This is a genomic window from Pseudomonas sp. CCC4.1, from assembly GCF_035019225.1.
Taxonomy (GTDB): Bacteria; Pseudomonadota; Gammaproteobacteria; order Pseudomonadales; family Pseudomonadaceae; genus Aquipseudomonas; species Aquipseudomonas bubulae.
Genome location: NZ_JASJWL010000009.1, coordinates 78,113 through 94,623 on the forward strand (window position 1 = coordinate 78,113; position 16,511 = coordinate 94,623).

Consider the following 16,511-nt stretch of genomic DNA (forward strand, 5'->3'; position numbering starts at 1 on the left):
TGCCAGTTTGTCGAGTGGGCTTCATTCCTGGACATTCATCCTTTGTAGGGCCGTTGAACATTGGAGGTGAGCTTACCGAGAGATATTCAGGAGTTTCGTACGACGTTTCGCTTTCCATCTCGCGAATCATCCGAGAGAATCACGTTCGCTTGCGCCTGCTCAAATCGGGGAATAGTCTCGGCCCATCGCTGCAAAATCAGCGGTCGGGTTTAGTAGCCCGGTGTTACCAGGCGCAATGCGCCACCTTAGCGAGGCGCTTTTTTTGGCCTTCGTTTTATGGTGGCCGTGCGCAGGGCGCCCTTGTGGCGCGCCGGTTTCCTGGTACACCGGTCTACTAACCTGCGTACGGCTGCCACCCAGTCGTTTAGTAGCGATAGGTGACAGCTCCTTTTTATGTACCAGGAGTCATCACAATGAAAAAAGTTGTCCCCGATCCCCCCTCATTGACCCTGCAAGATGCTGAACAGTGCGATTCACAGTCGCTGGACCGTGCGGCCGTCAGGCGTGCGCTCGATTATTACCTGCACGACCATAAGCCTGCTCGCCCCATAAGCACGGCTATATTTGCCATCCCGGACAGTGTCAATTCAGAAGCGGCTTTGGCCCAAGCGTCAGACTTGTTGCGCTGTGCGGTTGCTTCGGCGAGTGAGGCGGGGGATGGTTTGTGCGGGCTCGCGCGCGACCGGGTGTTGTCGGTCATGCATCTGGTGGAGCTGGCCAGGGCGTATGTCGATAAATCGTTGGACGGTGTGGCGATGCACTGATGCAGCACGCGCCTGGTTGGCGGCAGGCGCGTTATTGATCTCTGGGTATATTGGGTACTTTTCGAAAATCGCGGCAAGTTGATCGGAGCCTCCGTAGGTAGCTGACAAGCTGCCCAACAATACAAGGAAGTCAATGCTGAGTTCACTGGTATCAAATGGTCAGCAACCAACGTCGGATCAATCAGAACTGGTGGTGCCTTGGTGGAGCTTTACGAAGACCATCCTGGCTGTAACCGCCCTGTCATTAGTACGTGATGGGCGGATCGGACTGGACACCCCGATACCTGATCAGCCATTCACGTTGCGCCAACTGCTTAGGCATGAGGCAGGGCTCGCCGATTATGGTGAACTTGCAGATTATCACGCCGCCGTTGCCAACCATGAGGCTGCATGGTCAGCAGACGAAATGATGCAGCGCCTTGATGGCGCTCGGCTTCGATATACCCCCGGAACTGGATGGCGCTATTCCAATGTGGGTTACCTTCTCATAGGCAAGCTAATTGAACAGCTGACTGACTTGTCGCTTGAAGAGGCAGTGGGTCGATACGCACTGACGCCTTTGGGGCTCTCGAGGGTTCGCTTCGCTAAAACGCCAGCAGACTTACAAGATACCCACCTTGGAAATACATCAAATTATGACCCCGGCTGGGTGTATCACGGCTTGTTAATCGGCCCCATTTCGCAAGCCGCACTCTTCCTCGACCGACTTTTCGCAGGGCATCTGCTCCCCACAGGCTTGCTCCAGGACATGCAGATAGCAAAGGCATTGGGTGGTTCGATTCCAGGACGCCCATGGATTACACCGGGATACGGCCTGGGTTTAATGCGGGGTTCGATCGACGGTGGTTTTACCCTTTGCGGACACACAGGGTGCGGGCCTGGCAGCGTCATTGCCGTTTACCGTATCTGCGACGGCGACACATCGGCCTGTTGCGCTGTTTTCGGCGCAGGCACCCGTGAAGGCACCGTCGAAACCCTCGCCGCCGAGCAACTGATACAAGTTTTGCGGTCGGGGGGTAAAGTCGTCTGAGTCCTTCGATGTATTGGCCGGCGATCCGCTACTTATCGTGGCGCAGCTCGCGGCTCAAGGTCTGAAGCATCTCTATATTGACGGAGGTCAGACCATCCAGGCTTTCCTCGCTGCGGGATTGATCAACGAGATCACTATTACGCGCATTCCAGTGTTGTTGGGCAAAGGAATTCCTTTGTTCAGCCAGTTGGGTGGCGAGCTAAATTTAAGTCTGATTGACTCCTCAGCGTCTGATAACGGATTTGTACAGAGTCGTTACCAAGTGCTCGCCCAGGCTTGCTCAGTTGACAAAACAGGATCTGATTGCAGTGCTTTAGAGATTTGATGACTGCCCGCACGTCATTTGGTGCATAGCGACGTTCAAAGTCAGGTCGTAGCTAACCGACCCACATTTGCAGGCGCTGGCCACCACTGGCTCGATGTCTCGAGGATGTTCTTGCTCGGCTGCCACATCAGTGGGGCACTGTTAAGTTATCGGAGATTGCAAAGTTTTAGAGTGGCTGAAACGAAATGACAAAAGAGACGGCACGTTACATCTTGATCACAGGCGCGGCAGGTACCGGCACCACGACCTTGGCGGATGCTTTAGCTAAGGAACTGAGCGCAACTCACCTGGATGCAGATGATTTTTTGTGGCTGCCCAGTAACCCGCCCTATCTGCATCTGGCAGACAAAACGCTACGAGGAGAGCGCTTGCTACATGAAATGCGCTCTCATGACCGTGCAGTGGTTGCCGGATCAGTAATGGGCTGGGGTCAACCGCTTGAGAGCGAATTTGATCTTGTGGTGTTCCTTTATCTTCCGGTTGAACTCAGATTGGAGAGGCTAGAACGTCGAGAGGTAAAACGCTTCGGTCAAGCAAAGCCGGAGTTTCTGGCTTGGGCAGCTCAGTACGATGAGGGGGGCGTCCCTGGACGTAGCCTGGCCAGGCACCAGGAATGGCTGTCTGCGCTTACCTGTACGGTCTTAAAGCTTGAAGGGGACATGTCTGTTACAGATCGGGTGCGGCAAATACGGGATGCAGTCGACGGACTGAAGCACGCACCGTCAGTCATGTGAACGTGTGTTGGCTGTAGGCTTACGTCCAGCTTGCCAAGCGAGTGGAAGAGATGGGCCAGTCATTCAGCGGCACATAAAGGTCGTCAAAAAGCTCGAGGCAGTTATCCTGGATCGGCGCGTTCGCAATCAAAGCATGATGATTGCAGTGCTCTCGAGCAATACGGGCCGCACCAGAATTTTGTAGCAGTCGGCATCGAATGCCTGCCCTGTCAGTCTGGGGGCCAGTCTGGCTTCAGACTCGCAGGTATAGGTGCCGATATAGCGCCAGCTGTCCACGACGTGGTACTCCTCGATCTCGCCATGCTGCTCGTGCAATGCGATTGCGCCTGGATAGGGCCAGTGATGCACGGCCCAGCGTTCCAAGGCACTCAACAAGCGTTGGGTATGCGCCTTAGGGCTTTCTGCCCCTTTGCAGGCACCGGCGCACTTGCCTATCTGAGCCCGAAAGCAGCCCCGTCCCGTTGATTTATCCAGGCCCAGCAGGGTGTGGCAGAGCCGGTGCTCGTCCGCAATCTGCATCAGGGCTTCGGTGGCCATCCGCCGGTTACGGAAAAGCCCGTACAACTGTGGCCCGTCGCAGATGGTGGTGGTGTCGATGATTTCCAGTACCCCGTCGACAATCCGCAATGAGCACAGACGCTGTTGACGACGAAGTCGCTTGTTCTTCAAGGGTTGCAGTTCTTTGATCAGGCGGGACTCCAACAGCAGGGCACCGATTTCTCCTGCGGTTTGCTGGTACTCGATCCGTTGTGTCTGGCGCAGCATTCGGGCTTCTTCCGGCGCGCGCAGGTGGGAAAGCAGTCGGCTGCGTATATCGATGCTTTTACCGATATAGAGCGGCATGGACTCGCCAGCAGCGTAAAAGAAATACACCCCGGGTGCTCGCGGGGCGGCCTCGACCTGAGCGCGCAGGTGGGTCGGGTATGTATAAACAAGGTCGGGGCGAGCAGTAGGGGCGGGCATGGGGTGCACCTTCAAGGTGGATCAGTAGGCCTATGTACCAAGCATGGCCAATTTCAGTTCGGGGCAATGCAATTGAACACCTCACCGCGCAGCTTTTACCAATAGTCCAGGCGTGATGTGCCAGAAGCTCGCTCAATGCCTGACGCGTCAGGGTATTCAATGTCACGTATTACTGCTGTTTGTACCACGGGAGTGCTACAAAACACATCGCAAGAACGCCTTGCTCTACGAGGATTGATCAACGGGAACAGTTATTGCTTGAAGGGCTGAGGGCGGAGGGAAATGCAGACCGCGCAGATTTGTGTGCGCTGTAAGGGTGCGTAAGTTAATCAGGAATTGCGTGTTTTCGAGCGCAAGCAGTTGACCTACTCAGAACAGTTTATAGGGAGCTATCGCTTGGAAAACCTGGTCATTCGTCATGCGCAACTAACGGATGCGACGCAGCTCTGCAATGCCGAGCGTGAAACGGCCAAAACCCCCGGTTTGCTTGTCTCGCGGCCAAGTGAGTTTAACACTGCAGCCTTTGAGCGAAAAATTATTGCCCTGAAGGATGATGGCCTTTACCTGGTGGTTGAATGGAATGATCAGATTGTCGGGCATGCTTTGCTTGAGCCAATCGGGCTTGAGGCCTTTAAGCACGTTATGAGCCTGACTATCGTTGTGCATCCCGACTATGTGGGGCAGGGTATCGGCCATGTGTTGATGACGCGCTTGTTGCAGTGGGCCGGGGATCGCCCGGGGCTGGTAAAAGTCGAACTGCGGGTGCGTGAGGTCAATCGCCGTGCGAGGCACCTTTATCTGAAGTTCGGCTTTGTGGAAGAAGGTCGTCTTGAAAAGCGTATACGCCTACCCGATGGCAGTCTGATCGCGGATATCACCATGGGCTGGTTCGCACCTGAGCAGAGCTGAAGCAGCACTGGGTGGCAGCTTGATGCCCTGACGAACTCAAGCTGTCGTCTATAGTCAGAGGACCACCCTTATTCTGAGTCCTCGACCATGCTAACGCCTCGTTCACTGATTACAGCCATTACGTGTGTTGCGCTTGTTTGTGGCCCGGTCACTGCCTCGGCCGATCCAGGTAACGGGAACGGTAAAGGCAATGACAAAGGCGGTCAGCACTATGACCAGGATCATGGCAAGCAAGGTGGCCAGGGCAATAAAGGTAAGAAGTCAGGCGGTGACGACAGGGCGCATGGCCCGAGTATCAATCGTGCAGCCACGCTTGAAATCATTCACGGGCATAGAGATTACTGGAGCCGAAGCCAGGCGCTGCCGCCCGGCATCCAGAAGAATCTGGCGCGGGGCAAGCCGCTGCCGCCGGGTATTGCCAAAAAGCTGGATGGCCGACTGGCCAGCAGGCTGCCTCATTACGAGGGGTACGAATGGCAGCAGGTGGGCACGGAGTTGATTCTGGTCTCCATTGCCACCGGGTTGGTTTATGAGATTCTCAATGGTGCCTTTGATTGATGTGACGCCGTTGTGTCGATCAGTGCCTGAAACTCCGGGCTTATCCCTCGACTAGACCCGGGAAAAGCCCGGCCAGCCGGGGCAATGTGCCAGTGTTTCTCACTAAGTGGCTGTTTTTGAATAAATTTATTTAAAAAGTGCTTCCCATATCCTCAGAGTGCGGGTATATTTGCGCTCGTTCTCACAGCGAACCCTTACAGGTTCACGGCGATTGGCAACATTCGCAAGCTGCAAGGACGTTAAATGAATGCCAGGCATTCATCGCAACAACTACAGGGGCGTCGCCAAGCGGTAAGGCAGCAGGTTTTGATCCTGCCATGCGTTGGTTCAAATCCAGCCGCCCCTGCCATTTTCCAGATCTTGTCCAGCATCGGGCAAGACTCTCCAAGCACAGCGTCAACGCCGTTCGGCCTGACGCAACCTCGCTAGTCACCCATCCCATACCAATTAATACCACTGTCTTTTTCTTGCCCATTCGGTTTGTGGCGGATCAGTCCTGCGCGTTTCTGCAGCTCAACCCATTGCCTGTGAAAGCAGTGCGTACTGGTGAACACCTTCAGTGGATTGCGGGGGTGTGCCGAGGGCCATTTGGCTCACCCGGTCTACTGGGCCCAGGCCGGCCCGCGTCAGCCATTCACACAGACCGCTGTTATGTGGCACATCGATACGCACAAACTGGCCAGGGATCCGTGAGAGCAGGGTGGCGATCAGGTGCCTGGCCTGCCGGGGATTTTGGGCAATCACCGGGCCAATGCAATGGCCCTTTCCGGCGCGGCGCAACAGGGCAAACGCCTGTAACTGGCCTCCGCACTCGATACCGGCCGTGTGTTCGATAGTGTCGTGCAGATGGGCGAAAATGGCACTGCGATCCAGCCCGCTGCCAGCGTTGGCCAGTGCCAGTTGCCGTGCCTGATCCTCTGCGTTGAGGCTGCGGCAGTGTTCGTCTGCGGCCAGCGGTTCAAGGGCCATACATTGTGCCGGGCCCTGGCGCTGCTCGAGGGTGCCGAATTCGATAAAGCCCTGGCTCAGATACAGCGGTGCGCCTGCCGCCGAGGCATTGAGGATCGCCGTGGCCGGCTTGCAGGCCTCGAGCGCCAGCTCCATCAATCGGCGGCCAACACCCTGGCCCTGATAATCGGGGCTGACCACCACCAGGCCAATGGTTGCAAACGCACCTTGTGGGCAGGCGAACGCCGTGCCGATCAAGCGCTCACCTTCGCAGGCCGCAAAGCCTTTGCACAACCGGTGCAACAAGGCCCAGTCTTCCAGGCGATGGGGCCAGTTCAGCTGCGCGGACAGCCCGTGGGCGGCGGGCAAGTCGGCCCGGGTCATGGCGCGGTAGGTGAAGGCAGCCTGTTGCGGCGCGGGCATGATGAAACTCCTGGAACATGTGCGCACTATCTACAGGTATTGCCGCCGCGCTTTCAACCCCCGTGTGCGACCTCATGCCTGGCCGACATGATGCTCGCCACCTGACGTGGCTGGCAGTTGAGGTAGGCCGAGGATTGCAGCCATTGCTGGTCGGGGTACCAGGCAAACATGAACTGGCCATTTTTGAGTTTATCTACGACCTGACGCGCCACTTGCGGGCGGACCGCCGGGCAGCCGAGGCTGCGGCCGATGCGGCCCTGGGTTTTGCTCCACAGCGGGTTCACGTAATTGGCGGGGTGGATCACGATCGCCCGTTCACGGGCCTGATCATTGATGCCGGGCTCAAGGCCGTCCATGCGCAATGAGTAACCATGGCTGCCCACATAGCTTTCCTGGGTGCTGAACAGGCCGAGACTGGACTGGTTGCTGCCTTCGGTATTGGAGAAGCTGGTGGCGAAGTTCTCGCCGGATTGTTTTCCGTGGGCCACCAGATCACGCAGAACCAATGTCTTGCGGGTCAGGTCAAAGATCCAGAGACGGCGAGCGGTTGAAGGTTGCGAGAAGTCGATTACCGCCAGATGCCGAGCCTGTTTGGCTCCGTTATTGACCGCGCACTGCATGGCGCTGAGGGCACTTTTCAGGGCCTGGGGGTTGAGTTCCGGGGCGGCATGGCTGAGCTTGTTGAGCAAGAGCGGATTAGCAGCGTAGGCAGTAGTGCAGGTTGCGCTTAAGGCGATGGCTGCAAAGCAAAAACGGCGTAAAAAGTTGAGCATGATTTGCGTATTCTCGATGGAGTCAGACCAGTAATGCTGCGCCGATAACTTGGCGCTTGGGTTTTAACTGCTAGCCTGTGGGTTTGCCGTGACCGCTGATTGAGCTGAAGTTAAAGATGACGGCCCATAATTGGAGTAAAGCAGTTGTTCAAAAAACGCGCATTTTACTTGAGCATTGCCTTGCTGACTGTGCCACTGGTCGCTGTAGCCGATCCCCTACAGGCAGACACCACAAGCCCGGTACAACAAGCGCTCAGCCAACTGCCGCAAGCCTGTCCGGTCCTGGCGCCACGGGTCAATGCACCGATGCTGCGAATGCTGCAGGGGTTTTATCAGGGGCAGAATGACCAGCCGGTATGGTCGGTCAATGGCCGTTTGAGCGCCCTGCAAGGGGAGCTTGCGCAGTTGGCGGATGACGGTCTGGACCCCGACACCTACAAACTGCCTGTCGCTGGTGATCTGTGTGCCGATATCGGGATCAGCCAGCAGTATCTGCAAGCCTTGCAGGACCTGCACTATGGTCGCCTGCAGCAGTCGCGGTTCGAGCCGGTATGGCATGCCAGTGAGGTTGCACAAGACCGCCAGGCCCGCATCCTGGCCTTTGCCGGACCGGGCCTGGCGGACTTGCCCCGGGCTTTTGAACAGGCGCGCCCGCAAAACGAGCTGTATCAAAACCTGCGTCGGGTCTATGCCCGCCAGCGTCAGCAACCCTTGCCACAATGGCAACCACTGGCCAGCGGGCCGTTGCTGCGTCCGGGGGCTGAGGATGCGCGGGTGCCCGAGCTGGCCCGGCGACTGGTCAGTGAAGGCTACCTCAGCCACCTGCCGGCGACTGTCGATCACCATTACAGCAATGAACTGGTGGCGGCGGTGAAGAGCTTCCAGCTCGACCATTCGTTGCAGGCCGACGGTGTAATCGGCGCGGGCACCCTTAAAGAACTCAACATCAGCCCCCAGGCGCGGCGTGAGCAGCTGCGCATCAATCTGGAGCGCTTTCGCTGGATAGCCCAGGATCTGGAGCCCGATATCCTGCTGGTCAATGTGCCCGCAGCGCAACTGACCGTGTACCGCAACGGTGTGCCGGTGTGGCAGACACGCACCCAGGTCGGCCGTGCCGAGCGCCAGACCCCGCTGCTCAAGTCCCGGGTCAATCGCCTTACGCTCAACCCGACCTGGACCATTCCGCCGACCATCTTTCGTGAAGACAAACTGCCGCAGATCCGTCGCGATCCGTCTTTCCTCAGCCGTCAGGACCTGCAGATTGTGGACAGCAACGGCCAGCCGCTGGCGGCTCAGGATATCGACTGGGATCGACCGGGCAACATCCTGCTGCGCCAGGGCGCGGGGCCGAGGAACCCGTTGGGCCGTATTGCCATCCGCTTCCCCAATCCGTTCTCGGTGTACCTCCACGACACCCCTAGCCAGGCCTTGTTCAGCAAGGGGCCACGGGCTTTCAGTTCGGGTTGCGTGCGGGTTGAAGCGGTGTTCCAGCTGCGTGACTTGCTGGTGACACCTGCCGAAAAAGTCCGTAGCGAGGAGCTGTTGGGTACCGGGCTGACCCATGAGTTCAGGCTGTCGAACCCGACACCGATCCTGATGACCTACTGGACCGCCCAGGCAAACAAGGACGGCAAGGTGACCTATGCACCGGATATCTACAATCATGACCCGGCATTGATTGCGGCACTGGCCAGCAAAAAATAATTCGGCTATTGCGGACTTTCGTAGCAGCTGACGAACGCAGCCTCGCTCCGCTCGTCAGCTGCTACATAGTCTTGGGCAACTTGCCTCATCTGCAGGCGAGCCACTAGTATCCAGCTCCCGATTGTCGACCCTGAGAGCCCCCATGAGCTGCTGGCCCGATTCGCGCTTCACCGATCTGCTGGGCATTGCCCATCCCCTGATCCAGGCACCGATGCTGGGCGCTGGCGCCGATATCATGATCGGCGTGGCACAGGCCGGGGGGCTGGCCTCACTGGCCTGTGCCACGTTGAGCCTGGAGGCCATCCGCAGCGAGGTGGCAACCTTTCGGGCTGCCTGCGACCAGCCGCTCAACCTGAACTTTTTCTGCCATCAGCCTCCGGAGTACGACGAGGCTGCCATCGAGCAGTGGAAGTCGCTGTTCAAGGCCTATTACAGCGAGCTCGGGGCCGATTATGACGCGCCCACTCCGATATCCAGCCGCGCGCCTTTCGATGAAGCCACCTGCGCCCTGGTCGAGGAATTGCGCCCCGAAGTGGTGAGTTTTCACTTTGCCCTGCCGGCACCGGAGTTTGTGGCCAGGGTCAAGGCCTGTGGGGCCAGGGTGCTCAGTTCGGCCACGACGGTTGACGAGGCGCAATGGCTGGAACACCACGGCTGTGACGCAATTATCGCCATGGGCTATGAAGCGGGCGGTCATCGGGCGATGTTCCTGCATCGTGAGCTGACCACGCAAATCGGCACCTTCGCTCTGGTGCCGCAAATCGTCGATGCCGTGTCGGTGCCGGTGATTGCTGCAGGCGGCATCGCCGATGCGCGAGGGATCGCGGCGGCGTTTGCACTTGGCGCCAGTGCCGTGCAAATCGGCACTGCTTACCTGTTTTGCCCTGAAGCAAAGCTGGCCAGGGCTCATCACCGTGCGTTGCGCGAGGCTCAGGCCAGTGATACCGCGCTGACCAATCTGTTTACCGGGCGGCCAGCACGAGGCATCGTCAATCGGGTCATGCGCGAACTGGGCCCGATCAACTCCCAGGCGCCAGCCTTTCCGTTGGCCGGTGGTGTGCTGCTGCCGCTCAAGGCCAAATCCGGGGCTGACAGCGGCGACTTTATCAACCTGTGGGCGGGCCAGGCTTTCCCCCTGAGCCCCGGGCGCATGGCCGAGCTGACGTCGTATGAGCTGACACGCAAATTTATCGACGATTATGCCGCCCGCTCTACATGCCTATAGCAATTTTGCCCGGCATGGCTGGCGGTGCGAATCAGCAACATGATTGCACCTGCCACCGGCAGGCTTACCAGCAGTAATGCATAGCGCAGCGATTCAATACCGAAAGCCGGCTGCAGGGCATCGCTGAGCAAACCGGCCAGCAACGGCCCCAGGCCAATCCCCAGCAGGGTCGAAATAATGGTCTGCAAGGCCATCGCCGTACCCCGGCGGTTGGCCGGGACCAGTTGGGTGATCAGATTGAACGACGGCGCCACCCACCACACCGAAAAAAAGCTGTAGAGCGCGCACAGCAGCATCGCACTGGGCACCGGTACGCTGCCCACCTGCAGCCACACTGTGTTTGGCCACAGCAGGTAGGCGAACAGCGCACTGAGCGCTGTCACATGCCCTATGACCGGAATGCCCACTTGCCAGTGCGGGTTGCGCCGGGTCAGGTGGTCACTCAGCCAGCCGCTGAACAAGGCGCCGATCCCGGCAAAGCCGCCGCAGATAAAACCCGCCAGCAACCCGGCATGTTGCAGTGACAAACCGTGGGAGCGCACCAGAAAGCTGGTGTTCCACATGCCGATGGCATAAGAGCCCAGGGTGGTCAAACCACCCGCCATCACCAGGCAACGGTAAGCGGGCAGGGCCCAGAGTTTGCGTGCCTCGCTGCCCATGCTCTGCAGGGGGTGGGCCGCGTGGGCGCTGGCCAGGTCCCAGCGGCCACGCGCCGGGTCCTTCACCACAAAGGCCAGCAGCGTGGAGAACATCAGCGCCGGCATGCCGATCACGATAAACGCGGTGCGCCAGCCATAGTGCTCAACCACCCAGGCGCCAAGGCTGAGGCCGATCACTGCGGAGAAGGTCGGTGCCGCCGTGAAGCAACTGATGGCAAACGATCGGCGATGGGGCGGGTAGAGGTCGGCAATGATCGACATCGATGTCGAGGTGGTCGGCGACTCGCTCACCGCCACAGCCATGCGTGCCAGGGCGAGCATCCAGAAGCTCACTGCCAGCCCGCACAACATGGTTGCCACGGCCCACAGCAAACAGGCGATGGCCAATAAGCGGGTGCGTACCATACGGTCGGCCAGGCGACCGGCAGGCAGGGCAAGCAGGGCGAATACCGCGGCAAAGGCCAGGCCGGAAATCAGCCCCATCGCTGTGTCACTGACGCCGAACTCGGCTTTGATCGGCTCAATCATCACTGCCAGAATCTGGCGCCCGACAAAGTTGTCGGCAAACACCGCTGCCAGCAATAACAGCAAAGCATGGCTGCGCCAGCCGACATGAGTGTTGGACATGGTGGGTTTCCTGTGAGGTAAAAACGCCGAAGGCGCTGACCCGGTCAGCGCCTCCGTCAAGGTGCGACGCCTCAGGCCCGCTGGCGCGCCAGGGTCATGGCGGTGTCTTCGATCATGTCTTCCTGGCCGCCAACCATGCCGCGGCGACCCATCTCCACCAGAATCTCCCGTGCTGGCACGCCGTACTTTTTCTCGGCGCGCTTGGCAAACAGCAGGAACGAGCCATACACCCCGGCGTAGCCCATGGTCAGGGCATCGCGGTCGCTGCGGATCGGGAAGTCCATGATCGGCACCACCAGATCCTCGGCCACGTCCTGAATGCCAAACACACTGACCCCGGTTTCTATGCCCATGCGATCGCACACGGCCACCAGGATTTCCATCGGCGTATTCCCCGCGCCCGCGCCGAGCCCGGCCGCTGCAGCGTCGATGCGGGTGGCTCCGGCCTCGATGGCCGCGATGGAGTTGGACACGCCCATCGACAGGTTGTGATGGCCGTGAAAGCCGATCTCGGTGTCCGGGTGCAGGGCCGCACGCAGGGCTGCAACCCGCGCCTTGATATCGTGTGGCAGCATGTAGCCGGCCGAATCGGTGAGGTAGACGCAGTTGGCGCCGAAGCTCTCCATCAACTTGCCCTGTTTGACCAGCCCCTCGGGACTGTTCATATGGGCCATCATCAAGAAACCCACGGTGTCCATGCCCAGCTTGCGGGCATAGGAGATGTGTTGCTCGGACACGTCCGCCTCGGTGCAATGGGTCGCCACGCGGATGGTATTGACCCCCAGTTCATGGGCCATTTGCAGATGGTCCACGGTGCCGATACCCGGCAGCAGCAGGGCTGACACCCTGGCCTTTTTCATCATCGGGATCACGGCCGACAGGTACTGCTCATCGGTGTGCGCCGGGAAGCCGTAGTTCACCGAGCTGCCACCCAGGCCGTCGCCATGGGTGACCTCAATCAGCGGCACGCCGGCTGCGTCCAGGCCGCAGGCGATGTCTTTCATCTGCTGCAGGCTGATCTGGTGCCGCTTGGGGTGCATGCCGTCGCGCAGGCACATGTCATGCACGGTAATTTTTTTGCCGCGAAGATCCATGATCGGCTCCTTAAGCGAGGGCAGGTTGGGGGGCTGATGCCTTGAGTTGCAGCTCGCCCTTGAGGATTTCCTCGGCGAACATCTCGGCGGTGCGGGCGGCCGCGGCGGTCATGATGTCCAGGTTGCCGGCGTACTTGGGCAAGTAGTCGCCCAGGCCTTCGACCTCCATGAAAATCGAGACCCGGTTGCCGTCAAACACCGGGCCGTTGACCAGCTTGTAGCCCGGTACATACTGCTGTACCTGCTCGATCATGCTGGCGATGGCCAGGCTGATCGCGGCTTGATCCGGTTCGGTTTCAGTCAGGCAATGCACGGTATCGCGCATGATCAGCGGCGGCTCGGCGGGATTGACGATAATGATCGCCTTGCCCTTTTTCGCCCCGCCCACCTGCTCGATGGCACTGGCCGTGGTGCGGGTGAATTCGTCGATATTCTTGCGCGTGCCCGGGCCCACCGATTTGGACGCGGCAGTGGCGACGATTTCGGCGTAAGCCACCGGCTGGACGCTGGACACGGCCGCCACCAGCGGAATGGTCGCCTGGCCGCCGCAGGTGACCATATTGACGTTCATGGCGCCGCGCTTGAGGTTGGCCTTGAGGTTGACCGGCGGCACGCAATACGGGCCAATGGCAGCCGGTGTCAGGTCGATCATCAGCACGCCCAGCTCGTTGAGCTTGCGGCTGTTTTCAGCATGGACATAAGCCGAGGTGGCATCGAAGGCGATCTGGATATTGTCTGCCAGCACGTGCGGCAACAGACCGTCGACCCCGTCACTGGTGGTCTTCAGGCCCATCTCGCGGGCGCGGCTCAGGCCTTCGGAGGTGGCATCGATGCCCACCATCCACACGGGCTCCAGCACTTCGCTGCGCAGCAGCTTGTAAAGCAGATCGGTGCCGATATTGCCCGGCCCGATCAGGGCACATTTGATCTTTTTGCTCATGGCTAAGGTCTCGAAGGGGGGTTAGGGCACAAAGCGCAGGTTGGCAGAGCCCAGGCCGCTGAGAGTCAGGCTGACCTCATCGCCGGGTTGTACCGGAACCAGCGGCGCCAGTGCGCCGGAAAGGATGATTTCGCCCTTGCGAAACGGGATGTCGAACTTGCCCAGGGTATTGGCCAGCCAGGCCACGGCCTCGCAGGGGTGGCCCTGTACCGCCGAGCCAAAACCATGACCGGCGGGCTGGCCGTTTTTCAGCAAGTGCAACTCGACCTTGGCCAGATCCAGCTCGCGCGGGTTGATGCGCTGTTCGCCCAGGGCGAACACACCGCAGGAAGCGTTGTCGGCCACGGTGTCCTGAATGCGGATTTTCCAGTCGGCAATGCGCGAGTCGACAATTTCGAAACACGGCACCACCCATTGGCTGGCTGCCATTACGTCTTCGGCGGTGATGCCGGGGCCGTGCAGGTCTTCGCCGAGGATAAAGGCGATTTCGCCTTCAGCCCGTGGCTGCACCAGGTGGTGGGCGGCAAAGCTCACATCGCTGTTGTCGGCGACTTGCATGCGGTCGGTCAAGAAGCCGAAATCGGGCTGGTGCACATCAAGCATGTCCTGCACGGCACGGCTGGTAACGCCAATTTTTTTTCCGACCACCTGCTCGCCCAGCGCCTGGCGGCGTTGCAAGAAACGTAGGGAAATGCGGTAGGCCGTGTCCAGGGTCAAATCCGGGTAACGGGCGGTCAATGGCTCAAGGCTGCGCCGCTCCAGCAGGGCGTGAAACAACTCGTCGCCCAGGGCTTCAATCAACTGTGTGTCCATAAATTGGCTCTCGGGAGGCTATGCAGAAAATCCTCTTGTGGGAGCGAGCCTGCTCGCGAAACTTCTTCGCGAGCAGGCTCGCTCCCACGGTTTGATGGTGGCTCAACCCGGCCAGACGCTCGATTCGGCGCCGCCGTCTACTTCCAGGATCTTGCCGGTGACCCAGCGTGAAGCCGGGCTGGCCAGGTACAGCGCTGCAGCCGCGATATCTTCAACTTCGCCCAGGCTTTGCAGCGGCGTGGCCTTGATCATGCCGTCGCGCATGGCCACCGGCAGCACGCCATTGAGGGCGGCAGTCAGTACCGGGCCGGGAGCAATGCCGTTGACCCGTACCTGCGGTGCAAAGTCCTGGGCCAGCAGGCGGGTCATATGGCTCAGCGCGGCCTTGGCGGTGCCGTAGGCGCTGAATTGGGTTTGCGCATAACGCGCCGCGCCCGAGGTGATATTGATGATGTTGCCGCTGCCGGCTTCGCGCATATGCGGCACGCACAACTGGCTAAGGTGATAGGCCGAAGACACGTTGAAGCGCATGATTTCTTCAAAACGCTCCACGCTCAGGGTCAGCGGATCGTTGGGGCCGGCGCCGCCAGCATTGTTTACCAGGTGGGTGATGCGGCCCATCTGCTCGCGGGCCTGGGTGACCAGAGCGCTGCGCTGTTCGCTGTCATTGACGTCGCAGCTCAGGGCCAGGGCCCGACGGCCGAGGCTGCGTACTTCTTCGGCTACGGCTTCAACGTCGGCCAGGGTGCGGGCAGCCAGAACCACGTCGGCGCCTGCTTCAGCATAGGCCAGGGCGATGCCGCGCCCGATGCCGCGGCCGCCGCCGGTGATCACCGCCACGCTGCCGGTCAGGTTGAAGCGCTGAATAATATTCATAAAAAGTCCTTTTCCTTTTTAGGTAGAAAGCTAGCGGGGCGCCCACAGGTCGGGCAAGCCGGGATCACTGGCGGCAATCAGGCGCTTGAGCAGCACCTTGAGCGCCTGGGCATCACCGGGAGCGAGACGGGCCGACACGTTCTCTTCCACCGCCTTGGCCAGCGCCACCTGTTGCAGCGAGGCCTCGCGGCCGGTGGCGGTCAGCACATAGCGTGGCGCCTGCTGGCTGCCTTCGAGGGCGACCAGGTTCTGCTTTTCAAGAAAGCGCATGCTTGCCACGCTTACCACATGCCCGGTATAGCTGACGAAGTGATTGATTTCATCCAGGGTCAGGTTGTCGCGAATACACAGCACTGACAGGATAAAAAAGGCATGTTCGTCCAGCTGCTGGTTGCTCAGCAGGCGATGCAGGGCGTCGAGCAGCTGATAATGGGCGCGGCCCAGCAAGTAACCGAGCAGGTCTTCGGTGTAACTGCATTCCGGCGGTGGCGGGGTGGTTGCCAGGCGCAGCTCGCTGCGCGGCTTGCGGGTTGCCAGGGCATATTGGCCACTTTGAAAGGCCAGCGGTGCACGGTCACTGTGATCGAAGGCGAGTACTTCCCCGACGAATATCACATGGTCGCCGCCTTCATACTGAAAAGCCGTGCGGCACTGAAACCTCGCGGTGCAGTCCTGCAACAGCGGCGCGGGGCTGATGCCGTTATCGAGTTCGATTTCGGCAAACTTGTTCTCGCCCTGCATGGCAAAGCGTCCGGACAGCGGCTCCTGCTCTGTCGACAGCACATGCACGTTCCAGTGCGAACCGGCACTGAATACCGGCAGGCTGCGGGCGGACTTGGCCAGACTCCACAGCACCAGCGGCGGGTTGAGCGATACCGAATTGAAACTGTTGGCCGTAATGCCAATGGGCGAGCCATCTTCGGCCTGGGTGGTGATGATCGTCACCCCAGTGGTGAAGGTGCCCAGCGCGGTACGGAATGCCTGCGGGTCAAAACTGCTTTGCACTGCCATGACGAACCTCATGGATTGAATTTTCGTGCTGGCAGTATTCCCCTGGCTTGCGGGGGCTACATCGTCTTAATGGACTAACGGATATGGCCGATTATCGTCCGATCGGACGAGGCATTGCGGGGCGCAGTTCGCTAG

At 59.7% G+C, this 16,511-nt stretch carries 17 protein-coding genes and 1 tRNA gene; 9 read left to right on the top strand and 9 right to left on the bottom strand.

From position 1 onward, the window contains the following. The first annotated feature begins 413 nt into the window (after positions 1 to 413). The 4 genes from QN377_RS06165 (at position 414) to QN377_RS06180 (ending at position 2,853) form a co-directional block, all read left to right on the top strand. The gene (locus QN377_RS06165) at positions 414 to 764 is read left to right on the top strand and encodes a DUF6124 family protein (RefSeq protein WP_095018473.1); all 351 of its coding nucleotides are present in this window, start codon (positions 414 to 416) and stop codon (positions 762 to 764) included. A 133-nt stretch (positions 765 to 897) separates the two neighbouring features. Then, on the top strand, positions 898 to 1,794 hold the full coding sequence (locus tag QN377_RS06170; protein WP_095018474.1) for a serine hydrolase domain-containing protein: 897 nt from the start codon (positions 898 to 900) through the stop codon (positions 1,792 to 1,794). 13 nt (positions 1,795 to 1,807) lie between these two features. Beyond that, a complete protein-coding gene (locus tag QN377_RS06175; protein WP_254925202.1) occupies positions 1,808 to 2,119 on the top strand; it encodes a dihydrofolate reductase family protein in 312 nt (103 codons plus the stop codon). A gap of 185 nt (positions 2,120 to 2,304) precedes the next feature. Continuing rightward, a complete protein-coding gene (locus tag QN377_RS06180; RefSeq protein ID WP_095018475.1) occupies positions 2,305 to 2,853 on the top strand; it encodes an AAA family ATPase in 549 nt (182 codons plus the stop codon). A 126-nt stretch (positions 2,854 to 2,979) separates the two neighbouring features. Here the strand turns inward: QN377_RS06180 and QN377_RS06185 are convergent, their stop codons facing one another. Continuing rightward, complete coding sequence (locus QN377_RS06185; protein ID WP_095018476.1) at positions 2,980 to 3,816, bottom strand: endonuclease; 837 nt, start codon at positions 3,814 to 3,816, stop codon at positions 2,980 to 2,982. A 396-nt stretch (positions 3,817 to 4,212) separates the two neighbouring features. Between QN377_RS06185 and QN377_RS06190 the strand changes: the two genes are divergently transcribed. The 3 genes from QN377_RS06190 (at position 4,213) to QN377_RS06200 (ending at position 5,632) form a co-directional block, all read left to right on the top strand. Next, on the top strand, positions 4,213 to 4,725 hold the full coding sequence (locus QN377_RS06190; RefSeq protein WP_095018550.1) for a GNAT family N-acetyltransferase: 513 nt from the start codon (positions 4,213 to 4,215) through the stop codon (positions 4,723 to 4,725). A gap of 87 nt (positions 4,726 to 4,812) precedes the next feature. Continuing rightward, positions 4,813 to 5,283 carry an anti-virulence regulator CigR family protein gene (locus tag QN377_RS06195; RefSeq protein ID WP_095018477.1) on the top strand — a complete coding sequence of 157 codons (471 nt, stop codon included), beginning with the start codon at positions 4,813 to 4,815 and terminating at the stop codon, positions 5,281 to 5,283. Between the two features lie 274 nt (positions 5,284 to 5,557). Then, positions 5,558 to 5,632 (top strand) — tRNA-Gln (locus QN377_RS06200). A gap of 164 nt (positions 5,633 to 5,796) precedes the next feature. Here the strand turns inward: QN377_RS06200 and QN377_RS06205 are convergent. Together QN377_RS06205 and QN377_RS06210 are read right to left on the bottom strand one after the other, a co-directional pair. Beyond that, on the bottom strand, positions 5,797 to 6,654 hold the full coding sequence (locus tag QN377_RS06205) for a GNAT family N-acetyltransferase (RefSeq protein WP_095018478.1): 858 nt from the start codon (positions 6,652 to 6,654) through the stop codon (positions 5,797 to 5,799). A gap of 53 nt (positions 6,655 to 6,707) precedes the next feature. Further along, on the bottom strand, positions 6,708 to 7,427 hold the full coding sequence (locus tag QN377_RS06210; protein ID WP_095000062.1) for a murein L,D-transpeptidase catalytic domain family protein: 720 nt from the start codon (positions 7,425 to 7,427) through the stop codon (positions 6,708 to 6,710). Between the two features lie 144 nt (positions 7,428 to 7,571). Here QN377_RS06210 and QN377_RS06215 point away from each other — a divergent pair, with 144 nt between their 5' ends. Next, positions 7,572 to 9,131, top strand: coding sequence for a L,D-transpeptidase family protein (locus QN377_RS06215; RefSeq protein ID WP_095000063.1), 1,560 nt, complete (start codon positions 7,572 to 7,574; stop codon positions 9,129 to 9,131). Positions 9,132 to 9,273: 142 nt separating this feature from the next. Then, positions 9,274 to 10,356, top strand: coding sequence for an NAD(P)H-dependent flavin oxidoreductase (locus QN377_RS06220; protein WP_095000064.1), 1,083 nt, complete (start codon positions 9,274 to 9,276; stop codon positions 10,354 to 10,356). Here QN377_RS06220 and QN377_RS06225 read toward each other — a convergent pair. From QN377_RS06225 to QN377_RS06250, 6 genes are all read right to left on the bottom strand, one after another. After that, the gene (locus QN377_RS06225) at positions 10,329 to 11,642 is read right to left on the bottom strand and encodes an MFS transporter (RefSeq protein WP_095000065.1); all 1,314 of its coding nucleotides are present in this window, start codon (positions 11,640 to 11,642) and stop codon (positions 10,329 to 10,331) included. The two genes, QN377_RS06220 and QN377_RS06225, sit on opposite strands and share 28 nt — an antisense overlap. A 71-nt stretch (positions 11,643 to 11,713) precedes the next feature. Next, positions 11,714 to 12,736 carry a 4-hydroxy-2-oxovalerate aldolase gene (gene dmpG / locus QN377_RS06230; protein ID WP_095018480.1) on the bottom strand — a complete coding sequence of 341 codons (1,023 nt, stop codon included), beginning with the start codon at positions 12,734 to 12,736 and terminating at the stop codon, positions 11,714 to 11,716. Positions 12,737 to 12,746: 10 nt separating this feature from the next. After that, positions 12,747 to 13,676, bottom strand: coding sequence for an acetaldehyde dehydrogenase (acetylating) (locus tag QN377_RS06235; RefSeq protein WP_095000067.1), 930 nt, complete (start codon positions 13,674 to 13,676; stop codon positions 12,747 to 12,749). Positions 13,677 to 13,697: 21 nt separating this feature from the next. After that, positions 13,698 to 14,489, bottom strand: coding sequence for a fumarylacetoacetate hydrolase family protein (locus QN377_RS06240; protein ID WP_095000068.1), 792 nt, complete (start codon positions 14,487 to 14,489; stop codon positions 13,698 to 13,700). Between the two features lie 102 nt (positions 14,490 to 14,591). Beyond that, the gene (locus tag QN377_RS06245; protein WP_095000069.1) at positions 14,592 to 15,365 is read right to left on the bottom strand and encodes a glucose 1-dehydrogenase; all 774 of its coding nucleotides are present in this window, start codon (positions 15,363 to 15,365) and stop codon (positions 14,592 to 14,594) included. Between the two features lie 30 nt (positions 15,366 to 15,395). Next, positions 15,396 to 16,376 (bottom strand): flavin reductase family protein, encoded by a 981-nt coding sequence (locus QN377_RS06250; protein WP_095000070.1) that lies wholly within the window; start codon positions 16,374 to 16,376, stop codon positions 15,396 to 15,398. Between the last annotated feature and the right edge of the window lie 135 nt (positions 16,377 to 16,511).